Source organism: Acidovorax sp., from assembly GCF_022763525.1.
Taxonomy (GTDB): domain Bacteria; phylum Pseudomonadota; class Gammaproteobacteria; order Burkholderiales; family Burkholderiaceae_C; genus Acidovorax.
In genome coordinates, this window is record NZ_JALEGG010000087.1 from 40,145 (window position 1) to 60,670 (window position 20,526).

The following is a 20,526-nucleotide window of genomic DNA, read 5'->3' on the forward strand; positions in this document are numbered from 1 at the left end:
CGTTTTAGTCCTGTCCGGGTGGTGACATGGCGGGGTCAATGCCCAGTTCGGAACACAGGCGCTGCACAGTGGCCTGCAAGGCCGCCACTTGGCTTTCGAGGGCTTCCACGCGGGCCTGCAGCGCGGGCGAGGCACCGCCGCTGGCCGGTGCCGGCACGCTGGCGCGGGTGTCGACTGCTCCGCAAAGCAGGTGCGCCCAGCGCGGCTCGCGGGCACCGGGGGCGCGAGGCAGCAGGGTAACCAACGGTCCGCCTTTCTCGGCGCTGCGTTCCTGCAGCTCATCCAGAAACGCCTCCACCGAGGAAATGTCCGCAAACCGGTACCAGCGCTCCGCATTGATGCGCAGCTCGCCCGCTGTTTGAGGGCCGCGCAGCATCAACAGGCCCAGCAGCACGGCCGATTGCTCGGGCACCCCCACGCCGCGCTGGAAGTTGTGCTCCCAGCGGGTGGTGCGGTTGCCGCTGGTCTCGAACGCCAGCGTCAGGAGCTTGAGCGAATCCAGCGCCTCCTGCACCTCGCTCTCGCTCAGGTTCATCACCGGATCGCGGCTGGTCTTCTGGTTGCAGCCGGTGACCAGCGCGTTAAGCGACATGGGATAGCTGTCGGGCACGGTGCGGGCCTTCTCCATCAGGGTGGCGAGCACGCGGGCTTCGGCGGGCGTGAGGGGGCGGGTGGTTGGATCGAAGGGCACGGATAATTGATGGCAAATGAAAAACATCGTGATTTTGATCTCAGGCGGCGGCTCCAACATGGCCGCCATCGTCCGGACGGCGCAGCAGGAGGCTTGGGCGCAGCGCTATGGCGCCCGTGTGGCGGCCGTGATCAGCAACAAGGCGGACGCAGGCGGTCTGGCCTTTGCGCGGGAGCAGGGGATCCCCACCGAGACGCTCGACCACAAGCAGTTTGCAAGCCGCGAAGCGTTTGATGCCGAGCTGGCCGCGCTGGTCGATCGCTACGATCCCGCGCTGGTGTTGCTGGCCGGCTTCATGCGCATCCTCACGCCGGGCTTCGTGGCGCGGTATGCGGGACGCCTCATCAATATCCATCCCTCGCTGCTGCCGGCTTTCACGGGTTTGCACACGCACCAGCGCGCCATTGATGCAGGTTGCAAGTTCGCTGGCGTCACCGTGCACCAGGTGACGGCGGAGCTGGATGTGGGGCCCATCCTGGACCAGGCGGTGGTGCCTGTGCTACCCGATGACACGGCCGACACGCTGGCCGCCCGCGTGCTCACGCAGGAGCACGTGATCTATCCGCGGGCGGTGCGTGCGCTGCTGCAGACGCTGTAAGACCGTTGCCCCGCCGCAAGGGATGCGCCGCTGCACTCGCGGTGTTTGCCAGGGGGAAGGCAGCCGCTACAGCGTGGTAACGACCTCTGCCGCGTGCTGCTCCAGCACTTGGCGCACGCGCTGCGTCTGTTCCGGGTTGATGGGATGGGCCACTACGGCCCACTGGTCATGGCGCAACGCCGACCGCACCCGCGTGATCAGCCGGACATGATCGGGCCGCATGGTCAACAGCCCGCCCGCCAACAGCCCGAACGTGGTGGCAAACCCCACGATGGCGATGAAGGCAACCAGCGGGCTGCTCACGATCATCGGGTGGGCGGCCCGGTAGAACCAGAGATAGAGGGCCAAGCCCGCCACCGCACCCGCCATGCCACCTACCAGGTGGGTCTGCAAAAAAGTCCGGGCAATTCCCGCGCTTTCGGGTTCGACCGCCCGGCCGAACAGCTCGCGCCGCGCGTTGCGCGCATCCTCTGGGCCTAGGAGCCGGACCTGCGGGGCGCTCAGCCCCCCTGCGCGCAGCACCTGGTCCATGGTCGACTCGGCTTGGCTCTTCTGCGCGAACAGGCCGGCCACCTTGGTGAGGGAACGTTCTCCGAAAAGACCTTGCAAAAAGTAGCTCATACGGCCTCCTGCACACGGTTGGCAAGGGGCTCTGCAGGCGGCGCGCGCTGGCAGCCGCAGAAAGCCCTGTCGGCAACATACGTCGGCCGGGGCGCGGGCTGTGTAGGAAGCGGCCAAACCCCGGGGTAGGTGGCATCAACGCAAGGTGCGACAGGCCGGGGACCTTTGCGGTCGGAAAAGCGGCCGGAGTGATTGCTATTGAAATGCTAGCTGTTGACGCATTTCGTATAAGCGCTAAAGGCCGTTTTCAAGAATTTTCGTCATCGCTGCATTTCTCGAACCGCGGCCGCATCGTGCCATCGATGAGCACCTGCTCTTCAAACATGGCCGCAGGCCGCACCCACAGCCCCCGCTCGCCGTAGAGCGCGCGGTAGAGCGTCATGGGCTCCAGGGTCTCGCTGTGGCGCACGGTGTCCAGAACCTCGTAGAGCATGCCCTTGTAGTGGCGGTATCTGCCCGGCGGTGTGCGGATGAGGGCGGGAAGATCGTCGTCGTTCATGTTCGTTAGGATGGCGGGTTTACAGGTTTACAAGAAGCTGTTCAGCAGAGCAACTATCGGGGGAGATTCCGTGGACCAGGCAGATTTTGTGCACATGGTGCGCATGAGCGAGCATGCCAGCGCCGACAACAGCCGGGCGTATCGCCGCAGCGTGGCTGCGTTTGCGGCGCTGGGCTATGCCTGGGTGCTGGGCTGCCTGGGCCTGGCCGTGGCCATGCTGGCGTGGGTGCTGCCGCAGGTGCTGCAGGGGCGGTTTCGGATCTCGATGGTGTGGGCGCTGATCGCCGCGGCCAGCCTGCTGTGGATCAGTCTTCGCGCGTTGTGGGTGCGGTTTGACGAGCCCGAGGGCGTGGAGATCAAAGCAGCGGATGCACCCGAGCTCTTCGAGGCGCTGGAACGCATCCGCCGCAAGATCAAGGGGCCACCCATCCACAAGGTCACGCTCAACGACGAGTTCAACGCCAGTATTCAGCAGCTACCCCGGTATGGCCTGCTGGGCGGCGCCGTCAACCACTTGAGCGTTGGCCTGCCCCTGCTGATGGCACTGGACCGACCGCGCTTTCTGGCCGTGCTGGCGCATGAGTATGGCCACCTGCGCGGCGACCACGGGCGCTTCGCGGCCTGGATCTACCGCACGCGCCTGTCGTGGATGCGCCTCAACCACAGCCTCGCCGACGACGAAGGTCCGGTGGGGGCGGCCACACAGGCTTTCATGCGCTGGTACTTTCCACGGTTTTCCGCCAAGACGTTTGCGCTGGCGCGCCAGGATGAGTACGAAGCCGACCGCATTGCCGGCAAGCTGCTGGGGCGCGAGGTGACCGCGGCCGCACTGGCCGAGATCGAGATCCGCGGCGCCGCGCTGGACGCCGACTTCTGGCGGGACCATTGGTGCGCTGCCGCTGGCAACCCCTTGCCGGTCGGGCCCTATCGCGGCATGCGCCGATTCCTCGCCAAGCCCCCGGATGCCGCGTTTGCCAACGATGCGCTGCGGCTGGCGCTCAAGCGGCTGAGCAGCGTGGACGACACCCACCCCAGTTTGCGGGACCGCATCGAGGCGCTCGACGCCACCCCCACCTTGCCGGAGTGGTCGCGCGGCAGCGCGCTGGGCATCCTGGGCGAGGAAGCCAAGCGCTGGGTAAAGCACTTTGACAACCAATGGTGCCGCGACAACGCCACCGAATGGAAACAGCACCACGCATGGCTGGTGCGGGTGCGTGCCCGGGCCGATGCCCTGGCCGCCATGGCAGCGCAGGCCAGTGCCGCCGAACTGGTGGAACTGGCGCGCTTGCGGCGCCATCTGGATCCGCATGCCGACGTGCGCGGGCTGTATGAGCTGGCGCTGGAGCGCAGCCCCGAAAACCCGGCCGCCCTGCGTGGGCTGGTGCCGTGCCTGGCCGAGGACGACCGCGAAGGCCGCCTTGCATTGCTGCACCGCCTGTGGGACGCGGGCAGCAGCGACCGCTACTGGGCAGCACGCACTGCGCTGGCCGAACTGGATACGCCCCGCATGGGCATGGACCACGACGCTGCAGCCTTCAAGCAGTGGCGCAAGCGCCTGGAACGGGCGCAGGAGTCCGAGGAGCGGGCGTGGGAGGAACTGTCCAGCACGTCCTTCTTCAGCCAGATCACGCGGCACGACCTGAGTGCCTTCGAGCTGGCGGAACTTCAGTCCGAGTTGGCCCGCTGTGCACCTGTGGCCCGCTGCTGGCTGGTGCGCAAGAACCTGCGCGAGCATCCCCAGCGCCGGGCCTACCTCATCTTTGTGGAGCTGCCGGGCATGGACGATGAAAGCCGCTACCACCTGTGCCGCGCGCTGGAGCGCAACCTCAGCCTGCCGGGCCCGGCGTTGGCGCTGTGGGCGGGCGAGTCGCCCACACTGAAGGAAATCCAGCGCTACGCGTTTGACCCGGTGCATTCACGCTGAAGCCCGCAGGTAGCCCGTGGACAGCCCGCAGCCGCGCCGCGCGGCCGGAGATCGCCCCACGGTCGCCCTCGCAGCAGGGAATGGGACAATTGGGGGATGCATCCCAAAGTTCTCCTCGACGCCTGCGCCGAACTCATCAGGCTCACTCTCACGTTTGAACACCCCGCCGACGCGGTGGTGTCACGCTTCTTTCGCGACAACCGCGGCCTGGGCCCGCGCGAGCGCGCCACCCTGGCCGAGACGGTCTACACCGTTCTGCGCAAGAAGCTGCTGTTCGACCACATGGCGCCCTCCGGCTCGGGCCCCAAGGAGCGCCGCCTGGCCATCCTGGGCTTCCATGGCCCGCGCGACTTTCTCAAGAGCGCGCTGACCGAGCAGGAGAAGAAATGGCTCGACCAGTGCGACGCCGTTACGGCCGACGACCTGATGGAGCGGCACCGCCACAACCTGCCCGAATGGCTGGTGAAACCCCTGAAGGACCAGGTGGGAGACGGTTTCTGGCCGTTGGTGGAAAGCCTGGCTCAGAGCGCTCCGCTGGACTTGCGCGTCAACGCGCTCAAGGACAAGCGTGCCGACGTGCAAAAGGAGCTTGCCAAGGCCGGCATCCAGGCCATGCCCACACCGTATTCGCCCTGGGGCCTGCGCATTGACGGCAAGCCGGCGCTGACCAAGCTTGATGCGTTCACGCGCGGGGCCGTCGAAGTGCAGGACGAAGGCTCGCAATTGCTGGCTCTGCTGCTCGATGCCAAGCGGGGCGAAATGGTCGTGGATTTCTGCGCCGGAGCCGGCGGCAAGACACTGGCCATTGGCGCCAGCATGCGCAACACCGGTCGCTTGTATGCGTTTGATGTCTCGGCGCACCGCCTGGATGCGCTCAAACCCCGGCTGGCGCGTAGCGGCCTGTCCAATGTGCACCCGGCCGCCATCGCCCACGAACGCGACGAGCGCGTGAAACGGCTGGCGGGGAAGATCGATCGCGTTCTGGTGGATGCCCCGTGCTCCGGCCTGGGGACGCTGCGGCGCAACCCCGACCTCAAATGGCGCCAGTCACCGAAGGCCATCGAAGAGCTGGTGGCCAAGCAGACCGCCATCCTGGCCAGTGCCGCGCGCCTGCTCAAGCCCGGCGGCCGCCTGGTGTATGCCACCTGCAGCATCTTGCCCCAGGAAAACGAGGCCATCGCGGAGGCCTTCAGCGCATCGCACCCCGACTTTGAGCTGCTGGACGCTGGGGCCGTGCTGCAACAGCTCAAGGTAGAGGGTGCCGCGGGTCTGTGCAGCGGTGGCGAGACGGGCGGCAGATACCTGCGCCTGTGGCCCCATGTGCATCAGACGGACGGGTTTTTTGCGGCAATCTGGACAAAAAAGCCCTGACATAGCCCCCTAAAGCGGCTAAATCACCGCAAATACCGTGGATACCCCTGAACCTACCCCGGGGACACGTCTCTAAAATGGGACTCCGTCCGCTGGTGAACGGGTTCCTGTCAAAGTAAGGTTTTCTGAATATGCTGTTACCCGATTGGGCTGTCCTGAACGCTGCCATCGACTGGCTGGGCCATGGTCTTTGGAATCTGGCTTGGTGGCAGATCGTGCTGTACACCCTGGCGACGACCCACGTCACCATTGCGGCGGTCACGATCTTCCTGCACCGCGCGCAAGCGCACCGCGCGCTGGACCTGCACGCCATTCCCTCGCACTTTTTCCGCTTCTGGCTGTGGGTTGGCACGGGCATGCTGACCAAGGAATGGGTGGCCATCCACCGCAAGCACCACGCCAAGTGCGAAACCGCCGAAGACCCGCACAGCCCGCAGACACGCGGCCTGGACACGGTGATGTGGCGCGGCGCCGAGCTGTACCGCGCCGAGGCCAAGAACCAGGACACCCTGAAGAAATTCGGCCACGGCACACCCGACGACTGGGTGGAACGCAATGTCTACAGCCGCTTCCCCTGGCAGGGCGTGGGCCTGATGCTGGTGCTCGATCTCGCGCTCTTCGGCGCCGTCGGCGCTGCTGTGTGGGCTGTGCAGATGCTCTGGATCCCTTTCTGGGCCGCGGGCGTGGTCAACGGCATTGGCCACTACTGGGGCTATCGCAATTTCGAGGCGCAGGACGCCAGCACCAACCTCTCCCCCTGGGGTGTGATCATCGGTGGCGAAGAGCTGCACAACAACCACCACACCTATCCCACATCGGCCAAGTTCTCGGTCAAGCCGTACGAGTTCGACATCGGCTGGGTCTACATCAGCCTGATGAAGAAAGTGGGCTGGGCCACCGTGAAGAAGGTGCCGCCCAAGCTGCAATTGGGCGACGTGAAGGCGGTGGCCGATGAGAAGACCCTGGAGGCGCTCATTGCCAACCGCTATGAGGTCATGGCGGGCTACGCACGCGGCGTGCGCCGGGCCTGCAAGGAAGAGATTGCCGCACTCAAGGCGCGCCAGGCGGACGTTTCGGTGCTCAAGGCTGCCAAGCGCTGGCTGCATCGCGATGCCGAGAAGGTGCCGGCCATCGCGCTGCCGCAACTGGCCCAGGTCCGCGCCGCCCACCCGGCGCTCGACAAGATGGTCACCATGCGCGAGGAGCTGCGCCAGCTGTGGCTCAACACTTCCCACTCGCGCGAGCAGCTGACGGCCGACTTGCAGGCCTGGTGCCGCCGTGCCGAGGAAAGCGGCATTGCCGCGTTGCGCGAGTTCTCGCTGCGGTTGCGGGCAGCACAGGCCTGAGGTCGTTTCAGAAACCCGGACTGCACCTTTGCGAAAAAGGCCCTGCCGGTTGGCAGGGCCTTTTTATTTTCTTTTTTTGCCTGACCCCTTGTGCAAGGGGGTGCGCAGGCTCAGCGCGCCCCGTGCCATGCGCTGCGCCGCGAGGGCAGTTCGCGCGCGGCATTGCCACTGCGCCGCAAGGCCGCGCGCAGCTCTCGCCAGATCTTCGGCCACAGCGTTGGCGTGGGAGCAGCTTCCTCCAGCTGGACCGCGGCCGGCTCGTGCGTCGCGTTGTACAACTGAACCCAGATGGCCTGCGCTGTCCCACTCCATGCCAGGGGCTCGCCTGCCGCCAGCAGGGTCATGGGCGGGGTGTGCAAGGTGTGCCCGCAGGGCTGGGGTGCCCAGCGGACGCTGATAGTGCCTCGGGTGGGGCGCAATGTGCTGCCCGGTGGCAGGCAAAGCCAGAGGCTCTCGCCCGAGGGCAGGGGCAGGGGCGGGGAAAACGTCGTGGAGGGACTGTGTGGCGACATGCTGTGCTCCGTAAGAAATGCACGGTAGGGAGGGCTCCAGCTTAGAAAAAGCGTCTGCCGCCCAACAGGTACACGTGGCGCTACAGAGCGGTAGAACAGCAACGATTTTTCAGAGGCTGTTATGGTCGTGTCTGCGCCTTCCTGTATCTGTACCCGTAGCCAGCGTTCCGGCACGATGCCCAGATCCGTTGTCCAGCCCATGTCATACACCTCCTCCGATCAGCGGGAAGCCCCGCGCTACCGCCAGCTGGCCGCCCTGTATGAACAGGCGATCGCCGCCGGCAGCCTTTCACCCGGCATGCGCATGCCTTCGGTGCGCGAGCTGTGCCAGCGGCACCAGGTGAGCCTGACGACGGCGCTGCAGGTGCTGCGCCACCTCGAATCCCAGGGCTGCGTGGAGGCGCGGGAGCGCGTGGGCTACTTCGTGCGCGAGTCCGGAGGGGTGATGTTGCCCGAGGCCCGTGAGCCCGAGCTGCACGAACCCCTGGCCCAGGACCCGCATGTCTTCGCCGGCATCAATGAACGGATTTCCGGCTTTCTGGAGAAGGCCCGTCGCGCTGGCCCCCTGCCATTGGACCTGGGCAGTGCCATGCCCGCGCCCAGTCTGTTCGACGCCGCAGCGCTCAACCGGCTCGCCCACGGCCTGCTGCGCGAGCAGCCCGACATCCTGGTCTACGGGCCCTCTGCGCCCACCACCCACCCGAAGTTCCAGCAGGCGATGGCGCGGCATGCGCTGACCTTTGGCGTGTGTGTCGCACCGGCCGACATCGGCGCTACGCACGGCAACTCCGAGGCGGTGAACCTGGCGCTCGATGCCATTGCCGAGCCGGGTGATGTGATCGCGGTGGAATCACCCACGTTCTTCGGCATCCTGCAAGCCATCGAAGTGCGCGGCCTGCGCGCCCTGGAGATTCCATGCAGCCCCCACACCGGCATGTCGCTGGAGGCTCTGGAGTTGGCGGCGCGCAACGAGCCCCGGCTCAAGGGCGTGGTGGTGGTGCCCCACTTGCAGATGCCCCAGGGCAGCGTGATGCCCGACGCGCACAAAGAGCGCCTGGTGGCGCTGTGCGTCGAGCATGGCTTGGCGCTCATTGAGGACGACATCTACCGGGAGTTTGTGGAGTCCCCGCGTGTGCTGCGGCCCGCCAAGGCCTGGGACCGCCCGGGCGACGCTGGACAGGTAATCTACTGCGCGTCGCTCAGCAAGAGCTTTGCGCCTGGGCTGCGCCAGGGCTGGATGAGCGCGGGCCGCTGGCAGGCCCGCGTGCAGATGATCAAGTTCGCCCGCACGCGCAACATGCAGACCTGGTCGCAACTGCTGGCGGCGCGCAGCGTGGATTCGCCAGCGTACGAACGCCACATGCGCCGCATGCGGGCGCAGTTGCGCCTCCAGCGCGAGCAAGCCGCACGCGCCGTGGCGCGTTATTTTCCGCCCGGGACCCGCCTCAGCCTGCCACCGGGAGGGCTCAGCCTGTGGCTGGAACTGCCCGTTGGCATCTCATCGACCCGCCTGTACGACGAGGCGCTGCAAAAGGGCATCCGCGTGGCGCCGGGCCCCATGTTCTCTAACACGGGGCGGTACGAGCATTTCCTGCGCTTGAGCTGCGGCATGCCGTTCACGCCCGAGGTGGAAGCAGGCTACCAAACGCTGGGCGCCTTGCTCGCCGCGCAGATGGCGGAACTGCCCGCACCGCGCAAAGCGGCCTGAGGAAGCGCCGCACGCGGTGGGGCGAAGCGGGCATAAAAAAACCGCCCTGAAAAGGGCGGCTTTTTGGAAGGTCATGGGCCGAATTACTTCAGCTTCATTTCCTTGTATTCGACGTGCTTGCGAGCCTTGGGATCAAATTTCATGATCAGCATCTTCTCGGGCATCGTCTTCTTGTTCTTGGTCGTCGTGTAGAAGTGGCCGGTACCCGCAGTGGATTCCAGCTTGATCTTGTCGCGTCCGCCTTTGCTTGCCATGGTGCTACTCCTTAAGCCTGGCCACGGGCACGCAGGTCTGCGAGCACCGAGTCGATACCGTTCTTGTCGATCAAACGCAGGGCAGCGCTCGAAACACGCAGGCGCACCCAGCGGTTTTCGCTCTCGACCCAGAAACGGCGGTATTGCAGGTTCGGCAGGAACCGGCGCTTGGTTTTGTTGTTGGCGTGGGAAACGTTGTTTCCGACCATGGGCTTCTTGCCCGTTACGTCGCAGACGCGTGCCATGAGGACACTCCGATACTTTTTAACGGCCGTTCGCTGGGCCCCGGGGCATGATTTCCCGGGTTGGCTTGCGGCCTCACCTCGCCAGAAAGGGTGGCGGTAACCCGATTTGCCTGTTTCGAAAGGACCGTGAAGAACGGGTCGAAATCAGCAAAGCCGCAGATTATAGCCTGCAGCTTAATTTTTGATCAACTTTCTTGTTCAAGGAAGCGCTGGGCATCCAGCGCCGCCATGCAGCCCGTGCCCGCGCTGGTGATGGCCTGGCGGTATACGTGGTCCTGCACGTCGCCCGCTGCGAACACGCCGGGCACGCTGGTCTGGGTGGCAAAGCCCTTGAGGCCGCCCTGGGTGATGATGTAGCCGTTCTCCATCTCGAGCTGGCCCTGGAAGATCTCCGTGTTGGGCGCGTGGCCGATGGCGATGAAGCAGCCCTGCAGCTGGATGTCTTCAGTGCTGCCGTCCTTGGTGCTCTTGATGCGGATGCCGGTCACGCCGGTGTTGTCGCCCAGCACCTCGTCCAGGGTGTAGAACAGCTTGAGCTCGATCTTGCCGGCGGCGACCTTCTCGTTGAGCTTGTCCACCAGGATGGGTTCGGCCTTGAACTTGTCGCGGCGGTGCACCAGCGTGACCTTGCGGGCGATGTTGGACAGGTACAGCGCTTCTTCCACCGCCGTGTTGCCGCCGCCGACCACGCAGACATCCTGCTCGCGGTAGAAGAAACCGTCGCAGGTGGCGCAGCCGGACACGCCCTTGCCCATGAAGGACTGCTCCGAGGGCAGCCCCAGGTACTTGGCGGATGCGCCGGTGGCCAGGATCAACGCGTCGCAGGTGTAGGTGCCGCTGTCGCCGGTGAGCGTGAAGGGACGCTGGCTGAAGTCGACCTTGTTGATGTGGTCAAAGATGATCTGGGTCTTGAAGCGCTCAGCGTGTTCCAAAAAGCGCTGCATCAGGTCCGGGCCCTGTACGCCATGCACGTCGGCGGGCCAGTTGTCCACTTCGGTGGTGGTCATCAGCTGGCCGCCCTGGGCCATGCCGGTGATGAGCACCGGGTTCAGGTTGGCGCGCGCGGCATAGACGGCGGCCGTGTAGCCGGCGGGGCCGGAGCCAAGAATCAGAACTTTCGCGTGTTGAGTGGTGGACATGGTAAAAGCCTGTGTTTTGCGTCCGCTACATTGCGGCGCTGTTGGGGAAGCTGGGGGCTGAGCTGCCGAGTATCAACCGGCGGCCACTTGGGCAAACGGCTGCTTTATCAATCACGGCGATTGTAAGAACCCATCAGTGACGTGTGGCGGCACAGGGGTTCGCACTGAGAGGAGAGGTTTCATGTCGACGATGTTGTCCAACCTGGATCTGCTGCGCCGGGTTCCACTGTTCTCGCTGCTCACGGTGGCGCAGGCCGAGGTGCTCAGCGGGGCTGTGGTCAAGCGCCGCTTCAAGCGGGGCGAGGTGCTGGTGGAGCAGGGGCAGAAGTCCGATGCGCTGTACATCCTGCTCACGGGGCGGGCGCGGGTGATGGCCTCCGACAGCCGGGGCCGCGAGGTGATCCTGGCCACGCTCTCGCAGGGCGACTACCTGGGCGAGATGAGCATCATCGACAACGAGCCGCACTCCGCCACGGTGCGGGCCGAGGTGCAGACCGACGTTCTGACGCTGGGCCGGGCGGAGTTTGCGCGCTGCCTCACCGAGAACGCCTCCATGTCGCTGGTGGTGATGCGCGGCCTGGTCAAGCGGCTGCGCCACGCAGACCGCAAGATCGAGTCACTGGCCTTGCTGGACGTGTACGGGCGCGTGGCGCACGCGTTGCTGGACTTTGCGGTGCCCGATGCCCAGGGCCAGTTGGTGATCAAGGACAAGATCTCGCGCCAGGACCTGGCCAAGATGGTGGGCGCCTCGCGCGAGATGGTCAGCCGTGTGATGAAGGACCTGGAGGAGCGCGGCTTCATCGAAGCGCTGCCCAGTGGCGCCACCTTGCTCAAGGACCGTTTGAACGCGTTGGGCTGAGTTATTCATTCATGGGCGAGCACGTGGCCAGCGCGAGGGGGGAAACGGCGTAGCCGTTCAGGGGACTGTCGCTTCGTCCAGTGCTTGGGGTAAGCTCGCCCGGCACGCATATGACCTATTCCCTCAATACCCTGAATGCATCGGCGGCGGCCAAGTCACCGCCCCGCACGGGCGCTGCCCGTTTTGGCCATGAAATCGGTCTGGTCGTGGGCCTGCTGGCCCTGGTTTTCTGGTTGCTGGCGTTGGTCAGCTACTCCGCGCAGGACGCGGCTTTTTCAAGTTCCGGCACCCGCGACGCACGCATGGTGGCCAACTGGGCCGGCCGGTTAGGTGCTTGGCTGGCCGATGGCAGCTACTTCGCGCTGGGATTTTCTGTCTGGTGGTGCGTGGCCGCGGGCGTGCGTGCTTGGCTTTCGTCGCTCGCGCGCTGGATGCGCGGTGGCGAGTCGATCCCGGGTGCGGCCAGCCCGTTGCGGCGCCGGGCCCTGTTTTGGGGCGGATTGGTGCTGCTGATGTGCGCCAGCACGGCGCTTGAGTGGTCGCGGCTGTACCGCTTCGAATCCCTGCTGCCGGGCGGGCACGCCGGCGGCGTGCTGGGCTACGTGGTGGGGCCAGCGAGCGTGAAGTGGCTGGGCCACACGGGTTCGGCTCTGCTGTCCATCGTGGCGGCGGTGCTCGGGGCGGCGCTGGTGTTCCGCTTCTCGTGGGGCCATGTGGCCGAGGGCCTGGGCGCTCGCATCGACGCGCTCATCCAGTCGCGCCTGGCCAAGCGCGAGGTCGCCAAGGACGTGGCCGTGGGCCGCAAGGCCGCGCGCGAGCGCGAAGTGGTGGTGCTGGAGGAGCGCACCGAGAGCGAGGTGCACCACCCCGAACCCATCCAGATCATCGAACCTGTGCTGGTGGACGTGCCGCAAAGCACCCGCGTGGTGAAAGAGCGCCAGAAGCCCCTGTTCACCGAGATGCCTGACAGCAAGCTGCCGCTGGTGGACCTGCTGGACGGCCCCCAGCAGCGCCAGGAAACCGTGGCGCCCGAGACGCTGGAGATGACCAGCCGCCTCATCGAGAAAAAGCTCAAGGACTTTGGCGTGGAAGTGCGCGTGGTGGCCGCCATGCCCGGCCCCGTGATCACGCGCTACGAGATCGAGCCCGCCACGGGCGTCAAGGGCTCGCAGATCGTGGGCCTGGCCAAGGACCTGGCCCGCTCGCTCAGCCTGGTGTCCATCCGCGTGATCGAGACCATTCCGGGCAAGAACTACATGGCGCTGGAGCTGCCCAACGCCAAGCGCCAGTCCATCCGTCTGTCCGAGATTCTCGGCTCGCAGGTCTATCACGAAGCCAAGAGCATGCTCACCATGGGCCTGGGCAAGGACATCGTGGGCAACCCTGTGGTGGCCGACCTCGCCAAGATGCCGCACGTGCTGGTGGCGGGTACCACGGGCTCGGGCAAGTCAGTGGGGATCAACGCGATGATCCTCTCGCTGCTGTACAAGGCCGAGGCGCGCGATGTGCGCCTTTTGATGATCGACCCCAAGATGCTGGAAATGTCGGTCTACGAGGGCATTCCGCACCTGCTGGCGCCTGTGGTGACCGACATGAAGCAGGCGGCCCACGGCCTGAACTGGTGCGTGGCCGAGATGGAGCGGCGCTACAAGCTCATGTCCAAACTGGGCGTGCGCAACCTGGCGGGCTACAACGCCAAGATCGATGAAGCCAAGGCGCGCGAGGAGTTCATTTACAACCCCTTCAGCCTCACGCCCGAGGAGCCCGAGCCGCTGCAGCGCCTGCCGCACATCGTGGTCATCATCGACGAGCTGGCCGACCTGATGATGGTGGTGGGCAAGAAGATCGAGGAGCTCATCGCCCGCCTGGCGCAGAAGGCGCGTGCGGCGGGCATTCACCTGATCCTGGCCACCCAGCGCCCCAGCGTGGACGTGATCACCGGCCTGATCAAGGCCAACATCCCCACCCGCATCGCGTTCTCGGTGGGCTCCAAGATCGACAGCCGCACCATCCTCGACCAGATGGGCGCCGAAGCGCTGCTGGGCATGGGCGACATGCTCTACATGGCCAGCGGCACGGGTCTGCCGATCCGCGTGCATGGCGCTTTCGTGTCGGACGAGGAAGTACACCGTGTCGTCAACTACCTCAAGGAACAAGGGGAGCCGGACTACATCGAGGGGGTGCTCGAAGGCGGAACTGTGGATGGAGATGGCGATCTGACCGGGGACGGCGGCAGTGGCGAAGGCGGTGAGAAAGACCCCATGTACGACCAGGCTGTCGAGGTGGTGCTCAAGGACCGCAAGGCGAGCATCTCGTATGTGCAGCGCAAGCTGCGCATTGGCTACAACCGCTCGGCCCGCCTGCTGGAAGACATGGAAAAAGCCGGTCTGGTCAGCGGCCTGACGGCCAGCGGCCAGCGTGAAGTGCTGGTGCCCAACCGCAACGAATGACGGGCCGGCTGGCTGGCCACGACAAGCCGGCCGGGCCCGCATCCCCAGATCAGGAGTTTCTGTTGAAAAAGATCGCCACTGCAATTTTGATAGCTGCTGCCGCAAGCGTAGCAAGCGCTGACGGCCTTAAAAGCCTGGAGTCCTTCATGAAGGGCACACAGACCGGCAAGGCGGATTTCACGCAGACGGTGACCTCGCCGCCGAAGGATGGGCAGGCCGCGCGCACCAAGACATCCAGCGGCAGCTTCGAGTTCCAGCGACCCAACCGCTTCAAGTTCGCCTACAGGAAGCCGTTCGAGCAGATCATCGTGGCCGACGGGCAAACGCTGTGGCTGTACGACGTGGATCTGAACCAGGTCACGCAGCGCTCGCAGTCGCAAGCCCTGGGCACCACACCCGCTGCATTGCTCGCGTCGGCCCCCGACCTGTCGGCGCTCAAGGCCGAGTTCGCGCTGGAAAACGCCCCCGACCAGGACGGTCTGCAGTGGGTGCAGGCCACGCCCAAAACCAAGGATGGTCAGCTCAAGAGCGTGCGCGTGGGCTTTGCGGGTGAGCAGCTCGCGGCCCTGGACATCCTGGACAGCTTTGGCCAGCGCTCGCTGATTCGCTTTACCGGCATGCAGGCCAATGCGACGCTGCCTGCAGGCAGCTTCCAGTTCAAGCCGCCAGCCGGGGCGGATGTGGTGAAGCAGTAGCGTTTTGCTTCAAAAAACATAACTGTCAGCGCTTGCTGGCTGGGCGATTGAGGCATTTTTCGCTTGAAAGCCTGACGTAGACAGGATCCACTCCAACATGGCAACACGCAGTGCCTCCACCCCCGCGGCGATGCATGCCCCCGCCCACCAGCCCCTGGCGGAGCGCCTGCGGCCCCGCACGCTCGGCGAGGTGATCGGCCAGCAGCATGTGCTGGGCCCGGGCATGCCGCTGCGGCTGGCCTTTGAATCGGGCCGCCCGCACAGCTGCATCCTGTGGGGCCCGCCGGGCGTGGGCAAGACGACCATCGCGCGGCTGATGGCCGATGCGTTCGACGCACAGTTCATCAGCATCAGCGCCGTGCTGGGCGGGGTCAAGGACATCCGCGAGGCGGTCGAACGTGCCGAGGCGGCGCGCGACGGGCTGATGCAGCAGCGCACGATCGTCTTCGTGGATGAAGTGCACCGCTTCAACAAGAGCCAGCAAGATGCCTTCTTGCCGCATGTGGAGAGCGGGCTGTTTACCTTCATTGGGGCAACCACCGAAAACCCGTCGTTCGAGGTGAACTCGGCGCTGCTGTCACGCGCTGCCGTGTACGTGCTGCAGCCGCTGTCCGAACAGGATCTGAAGCAAATAGTGGCTCTGGCGCAGGCAGAGAAAGCGCTGCCAGCTATCGAAGATGTAGCAATCGATCGCTTGGTGGCCTATGCCGATGGCGATGCCCGCAGATTGCTCAACACACTCGAAACCCTGGCCATGGCGGCCACGCAGGAGAAGCTGACCGAGATCACCGACACCTGGCTCCTCAAGGTGCTGGGCGAGCGCATGCGCCGCTACGACAAGGGCGGCGAGCAGTTCTACGACACCATCAGCGCGCTGCACAAGTCGGTGCGCGGCTCCGACCCCGATGCTGCGCTGTATTGGCTGGTGCGCATGCTCGACGGAGGTGCCGACCCGCGCTACATGGCCCGCCGTTTGGTGCGCATGGCCAGCGAAGACATTGGCCTGGCAGACCCGCGCGCGCTGCGCCTGGCGCTGGACGCCAGCGAGGTGTACGAACGACTGGGCAGTCCTGAAGGGGAACTGGCCTTGGCTGAATGCGTGGTGTATCTGGCCGTGGCACCCAAGTCCAACGCCGTCTACAAAGCCTACAACGCGGCCCGTGCCTGGGTGAAGCAGGACGGCACCCGCCCGGTGCCGATGCACCTTCGCAATGCACCAACGCAGCTCATGAAACAGCTCGACTACGGCAAAGGCTACCGTTACGCGCACGACGAAGAGGGAGGCTTTGCGGCGGGCGAAAACTACCTGCCGGAGGGGATGCCGGAGCCCGGTTTCTACGTGCCAGTGGAGCGCGGACTCGAAATCAAGATCGCACACAAATTGCGTGAGTTGCGTGCTCGCAATGCTTCCGCGGATTCCGCGGGCATTGCCAGCGAAGAGTCTTGAGAAGGCGGCAGCAAGCCCACCGGGCCCCGCTGATCCCGCCAAAACGCACCCGCTCGTCGTTACGAGTGCTCGCCACAGCCCGCGCTATGGCGGCGGCTAGAGCGGGAACTAAAACTCTTCCGGCGTCGTTGCTACGTCTTGTTGTACGCCCAGTCCTGCCTGCGATGCAGCGCCTGGCCCGAACCGTTTCGCTGAGTTTTGTCAGCGGCTGTTAGCGTTTAGGCCCGGCGCATTATGTCGGCCTGCTCGACCCCGCCAGCGCCATTCACAGCTTCTGAATCCACGAGTGCGCTGCCCGTTATGCTGATTTGGCATAAAGGTGGTAATAAGTTAGCACATCAATTTTCCTGCTCGCATCATTCCAACTTATGGATTGCGTTCTGCGCTGATGTGGCGCAAACCCGAGGGAAAACCCCGCCCGGCGCCGCAAGGGCTGCGAGGGACTACTGGCTACAATCCCGTCCACAAACCCGCACAGCTGCACTTCTGGCGGGTTTTTTGCTAGGTGGCAGTCGGGCCCACAAGGCTGTGCCGATTCCGGTGCCGAGCGGTGGGTACGTTACAAACGAAGGACTTCTCTTATGGACATTTTGCTGCAACAGATCATCAACGGTCTGGTTCTCGGCAGCATGTACGCCTTGATAGCCTTGGGCTATACGATGGTGTACGGCATTATTCAGCTGATCAATTTTGCCCACGGCGAGGTGCTCATGATCGGGGCACTGACCAGTTGGAGCTGTATCGGAATCATGCAGGCTGCCATGCCCGGCGCCCCAGGCTGGCTCATCCTGCTGCTGGCCACGCTCATTGCCTGCGTGGTCGCCGCAACCCTCAATTTCGTGATCGAAAAGGTGGCCTACCGGCCCCTGCGCAACAGCCCCCGTCTCGCTCCCCTGATCACCGCCATCGGCATGTCCATCCTGCTGCAGACGCTGGCCATGATCATCTGGAAGCCCAACTACAAGCCCTATCCCACGATGCTGCCCAGCACGCCTTTTGAGGTGGGCGGCGCCTACATCACCCCCACGCAGATCCTCATCCTGGGCGTGACTGCCATTGCCCTGGCATCGCTGGTGTACCTGGTCAACCACACCAACCTGGGCCGCGCCATGCGTGCCACGGCAGAGAACCCCCGCGTGGCCTCCCTGATGGGCGTCAAGCCCGACATGGTGATCTCGGCCACCTTCATCATCGGCGCCGTCTTGGCGGCCATTGCCGGCATGATGTACGCCTCCAACTACGGCACGGCGCAGCACACCATGGGCTTCCTGCCTGGCCTCAAGGCGTTCACGGCGGCCGTGTTCGGCGGCATCGGCAACCTGGCCGGCGCGGTGGTGGGCGGCATCCTGCTGGGCCTCATCGAAGCCATCGGCTCGGGCTACATCGGCACGCTCACTGGCGGCCTGCTGGGTAGCCACTACACCGACATCTTTGCGTTCATCGTGCTCATCATCATCCTGACGCTGCGCCCCTCGGGCCTGCTGGGTGAGCGTGTGGCCGATCGCGCCTGAGGAGCCTCACACCATGAAGAACACCAAAACCAACTGGATCATCGGCGCCGTCGCGCTGCTGGTGCTGCCGCTGATCCTGCAATCCTTCGGCAACGCCTGGGTGCGCATTGCCGACCTAGCACTGCTGTACGTGCTGCTGGCCCTGGGCCTGAACATCGTGGTGGGCTACGCCGGCCTGCTGGACCTGGGCTACGTGGCGTTCTACGCCGTGGGCGCCTACCTGTTTGCCTTGATGGCTTCGCCGCACCTGGCGGACAACTTTGCGGCGTTTGCCGCCATGTTCCCCAACGGGCTGCATACCTCCCTATGGCTCGTGATACCGGTGGCGGCGCTGCTGGCGGCGTTCTGCGGAGCCCTGCTCGGGGCGCCCACGCTCAAGCTGCGCGGGGACTACCTGGCCATCGTCACGCTGGGCTTCGGCGAGATCATCCGCATCTTCCTGAACAACCTGGATCACCCCGTCAACCTGACCAACGGCCCCAAGGGCCTGGGCCAGATCGATTCGGTCAAGATCTTTGGCCTGGATCTGGGCAAGCGCCTGGAACTGTTCGGATTCGACATCAACTCCGTCACGCTGTATTACTACCTGTTCCTGATTCTGGTGGTGCTGTCGATCATCATCTGCTACCGCCTGCAGGATTCGCGCATCGGCCGCGCCTGGATGGCCATTCGTGAAGACGAAATCGCGGCCAAGGCCATGGGCATCAACACCCGCAACATGAAGCTGCTGGCCTTCGGCATGGGCGCTTCGTTTGGTGGCGTGTCGGGTGCGATGTTCGGCGCGTTCCAGGGCTTCGTGTCGCCCGAGTCCTTCAGCCTGATGGAGTCGGTCATGATCGTCGCCATGGTGGTGTTGGGCGGTATCGGCCACATCCCTGGCGTGATCCTGGGTGCCGTGCTGCTGTCGGCTTTGCCCGAAGTGCTGCGCTACGTGGCCGGCCCGCTGCAGGCCATGACCGATGGCCGCCTGGACTCCGCCATCCTGCGCCAGTTGCTGATCGCGCTGGCCATGATCATCATCATGCTGATCCGCCCCCGCGGCCTGTGGCCGTCGCCCGAGCACGGCAAGAGCCTGACGCAGAAGACCTGAAGCAGAACACCACTGAAAGTTAGCAATGACAGAGAAATCCAATGAAGTGGTGCTGAAGGTCGCCGGTATCTCCAAGCGCTTTGGCGGCCTGCAGGCCCTGTCCGATGTGGGCATCACCATCCAGCGCGGTCAGGTCTATGGCCTGATCGGCCCCAACGGTGCGGGCAAGACCACGTTCTTCAACGTGATCACCGGCCTGTACACACCTGATGCGGGCACGTTTGAGCTGGCAGGCAAGCCCTACGAGCCCACGGCCGTGCACGAAGTGGCCAAGGCCGGTATCGCGCGCACGTTCCAGAACATCCGCCTGTTCGCTGAAATGACGGCGCTGGAGAACGTGATGGTGGGCCGCCACATCCGGACCAAGTCCGGCCTGGTAGGCGCGGTCTTCCGCACCAAGGGCTTCAAGGAAGAAGAGGCTGCCATCGCCAAGCGTGCCCAGGAACTGCTCGACTACGTAGGCATCGGCAGGTTTGCAGACTACAAGGCGCGCACGCTGAGCTACGGCGACCAGCGCCGCCTGGAGATTGCCCGCGCGCTGGCCACGGATCCTCAGCTGATCGCGTTGGACGAGCCCGCTGCCGGTATGAATGCCACCGAGAAGGTGCAGTTGCGCGAGCTGATCGACCAGATCCGAAAGGACAACCGCACCATCTTGTTGATCGAACACGATGTGAAGCTGGTGATGGGCCTGTGCGACCGCGTGACGGTGCTCGACTACGGCAAACAGATCGCCGAAGGCAACCCTGCCGAGGTGCAGAAGAACGAAAAAGTGATCGAGGCCTACCTGGGCACCGGCGGGCACTGAAGGACAGAACAAATGGCCGAAAAATCCAACAAAGTTTTATTGCAGGTCAAGGGCCTGAAGGTGGCCTACGGCGGCATCCAGGCCGTCAAGGGCGTGGACTTCGAAGTGCGCGAGGGCGAACTGGTCTCGCTGATTGGCTCCAACGGTGCTGGCAAGACCACCACCATGAAGGCCATCACCGGCACGCTGGGCATGAACGATGGCGACATCGAGTACCTGGGCCAGAGCATCAAGGGCAAGGGTGCCTGGGACCTGGTCAAGGAAGGCCTCGTGATGGTGCCGGAAGGCCGCGGCGTGTTCGCACGCATGACCATCACCGAAAACCTGCAGATGGGTGCCTACATCCGCAAGGACAAGGCGGGCATCCTCGCCGACATCGAGAAGATGTTCACCATCTTCCCCCGCCTGCGCGAACGCAAGGACCAGCTGGCCGGCACCATGTCCGGCGGCGAGCAGCAGATGCTGGCCATGGGCCGCGCGCTGATGAGCCAGCCCAAGGTGCTGCTGCTGGACGAGCCTTCCATGGGCCTGTCGCCCATCATGGTCGACAAGATCTTCGAGGTGGTGCGCGACGTGTACGCCCTGGGCGTGACCATCGTGCTGGTGGAGCAGAACGCGAGCCGCGCGCTCGCGATTGCCGACCGCGGCTATGTGATGGAATCGGGCTTGATCACCATGACGGGCCCCGGCCAGGACCTGCTGAACGATCCCAAGGTGCGTGCGGCGTACCTGGGCGAGTAAGTCCAGCGGCGGCTGGC

The 20,526-nt window shown here is 64.9% G+C and carries 20 protein-coding genes; 13 read left to right on the top strand and 7 right to left on the bottom strand.

The annotated features are described in order from the left end of the window. Positions 1-4: 4 nt before the first annotated feature. Positions 5-691, bottom strand: coding sequence for a YceH family protein (locus MRY84_RS06820; protein ID WP_291504987.1), 687 nt, complete (start codon positions 689-691; stop codon positions 5-7). A gap of 16 nt (positions 692-707) precedes the next feature. Here MRY84_RS06820 and purN point away from each other — a divergent pair, with 16 nt between their 5' ends. After that, a complete protein-coding gene (gene purN, locus MRY84_RS06825; RefSeq protein ID WP_291504988.1) occupies positions 708-1,289 on the top strand; it encodes a phosphoribosylglycinamide formyltransferase in 582 nt (193 codons plus the stop codon). A 66-nt stretch (positions 1,290-1,355) separates the two neighbouring features. On the opposite strand, the gene MRY84_RS06830 is transcribed toward purN, so the two are convergent. Continuing rightward, entirely contained in the window at positions 1,356-1,910 is a 555-nt protein-coding gene (locus MRY84_RS06830; protein ID WP_291504989.1) for a hypothetical protein, read from the bottom strand. A gap of 247 nt (positions 1,911-2,157) precedes the next feature. Then, positions 2,158-2,409: a DUF1653 domain-containing protein gene (locus tag MRY84_RS06835; protein ID WP_291504990.1), complete on the bottom strand. Its 252-nt coding sequence runs from the start codon at positions 2,407-2,409 to the stop codon at positions 2,158-2,160. A 70-nt stretch (positions 2,410-2,479) separates the two neighbouring features. On the opposite strand from MRY84_RS06835, the gene MRY84_RS06840 reads away from it, so the two are divergent. From MRY84_RS06840 to MRY84_RS06850, 3 genes are all read left to right on the top strand, one after another. Next, positions 2,480-4,333 (top strand): M48 family metallopeptidase, encoded by a 1,854-nt coding sequence (locus MRY84_RS06840; protein WP_291504991.1) that lies wholly within the window; start codon positions 2,480-2,482, stop codon positions 4,331-4,333. 96 nt (positions 4,334-4,429) lie between these two features. Further along, positions 4,430-5,704 (top strand): RsmB/NOP family class I SAM-dependent RNA methyltransferase, encoded by a 1,275-nt coding sequence (locus MRY84_RS06845; protein ID WP_291504992.1) that lies wholly within the window; start codon positions 4,430-4,432, stop codon positions 5,702-5,704. A gap of 131 nt (positions 5,705-5,835) precedes the next feature. Continuing rightward, entirely contained in the window at positions 5,836-7,050 is a 1,215-nt protein-coding gene (locus tag MRY84_RS06850) for a fatty acid desaturase (RefSeq protein ID WP_291504993.1), read from the top strand. Positions 7,051-7,160: 110 nt separating this feature from the next. On the opposite strand, the gene MRY84_RS06855 is transcribed toward MRY84_RS06850, so the two are convergent. Continuing rightward, positions 7,161-7,394 (bottom strand): hypothetical protein, encoded by a 234-nt coding sequence (locus MRY84_RS06855; protein ID WP_291504994.1) that lies wholly within the window; start codon positions 7,392-7,394, stop codon positions 7,161-7,163. A 367-nt stretch (positions 7,395-7,761) separates the two neighbouring features. Here MRY84_RS06855 and MRY84_RS06860 point away from each other — a divergent pair, with 367 nt between their 5' ends. Continuing rightward, positions 7,762-9,270, top strand: a complete 1,509-nt coding sequence (locus MRY84_RS06860; protein ID WP_291504995.1) for a PLP-dependent aminotransferase family protein — start codon at positions 7,762-7,764, stop codon at positions 9,268-9,270. Between the two features lie 83 nt (positions 9,271-9,353). Here the strand turns inward: MRY84_RS06860 and rpmG are convergent, their stop codons facing one another. The 3 genes from rpmG to trxB form a co-directional block, all read right to left on the bottom strand. Beyond that, positions 9,354-9,524: a 50S ribosomal protein L33 gene (rpmG, locus tag MRY84_RS06865; protein WP_008904999.1), complete on the bottom strand. Its 171-nt coding sequence runs from the start codon at positions 9,522-9,524 to the stop codon at positions 9,354-9,356. Positions 9,525-9,535: 11 nt separating this feature from the next. Beyond that, positions 9,536-9,769: a 50S ribosomal protein L28 gene (gene rpmB, locus MRY84_RS06870; RefSeq protein ID WP_005797187.1), complete on the bottom strand. Its 234-nt coding sequence runs from the start codon at positions 9,767-9,769 to the stop codon at positions 9,536-9,538. A gap of 185 nt (positions 9,770-9,954) precedes the next feature. Then, complete coding sequence (gene trxB / locus MRY84_RS06875; protein WP_291504996.1) at positions 9,955-10,908, bottom strand: thioredoxin-disulfide reductase; 954 nt, start codon at positions 10,906-10,908, stop codon at positions 9,955-9,957. A gap of 181 nt (positions 10,909-11,089) precedes the next feature. On the opposite strand from trxB, the gene MRY84_RS06880 reads away from it, so the two are divergent. The 8 genes from MRY84_RS06880 (at position 11,090) to MRY84_RS06915 (ending at position 20,509) form a co-directional block, all read left to right on the top strand. Continuing rightward, on the top strand, positions 11,090-11,767 hold the full coding sequence (locus MRY84_RS06880; RefSeq protein ID WP_291504997.1) for a Crp/Fnr family transcriptional regulator: 678 nt from the start codon (positions 11,090-11,092) through the stop codon (positions 11,765-11,767). 110 nt (positions 11,768-11,877) lie between these two features. Further along, positions 11,878-14,217, top strand: a complete 2,340-nt coding sequence (locus MRY84_RS06885) for a DNA translocase FtsK (RefSeq protein WP_291504998.1) — start codon at positions 11,878-11,880, stop codon at positions 14,215-14,217. Positions 14,218-14,279: 62 nt separating this feature from the next. Then, positions 14,280-14,912: an outer membrane lipoprotein chaperone LolA gene (gene lolA, locus MRY84_RS06890; protein WP_291504999.1), complete on the top strand. Its 633-nt coding sequence runs from the start codon at positions 14,280-14,282 to the stop codon at positions 14,910-14,912. A gap of 97 nt (positions 14,913-15,009) precedes the next feature. Then, positions 15,010-16,359 (top strand): replication-associated recombination protein A, encoded by a 1,350-nt coding sequence (locus tag MRY84_RS06895; protein ID WP_291505000.1) that lies wholly within the window; start codon positions 15,010-15,012, stop codon positions 16,357-16,359. Positions 16,360-16,940: 581 nt separating this feature from the next. After that, on the top strand, positions 16,941-17,870 hold the full coding sequence (locus MRY84_RS06900) for a branched-chain amino acid ABC transporter permease (RefSeq protein WP_291505001.1): 930 nt from the start codon (positions 16,941-16,943) through the stop codon (positions 17,868-17,870). A 13-nt stretch (positions 17,871-17,883) separates the two neighbouring features. Then, positions 17,884-18,960: an ABC transporter ATP-binding protein gene (locus MRY84_RS06905; RefSeq protein WP_291505002.1), complete on the top strand. Its 1,077-nt coding sequence runs from the start codon at positions 17,884-17,886 to the stop codon at positions 18,958-18,960. A 25-nt stretch (positions 18,961-18,985) separates the two neighbouring features. Then, the gene (locus MRY84_RS06910; protein ID WP_291505003.1) at positions 18,986-19,768 is read left to right on the top strand and encodes an ABC transporter ATP-binding protein; all 783 of its coding nucleotides are present in this window, start codon (positions 18,986-18,988) and stop codon (positions 19,766-19,768) included. A 12-nt stretch (positions 19,769-19,780) separates the two neighbouring features. Continuing rightward, on the top strand, positions 19,781-20,509 hold the full coding sequence (locus MRY84_RS06915; protein ID WP_142147772.1) for an ABC transporter ATP-binding protein: 729 nt from the start codon (positions 19,781-19,783) through the stop codon (positions 20,507-20,509). Positions 20,510-20,526: the final 17 nt, after the last annotated feature.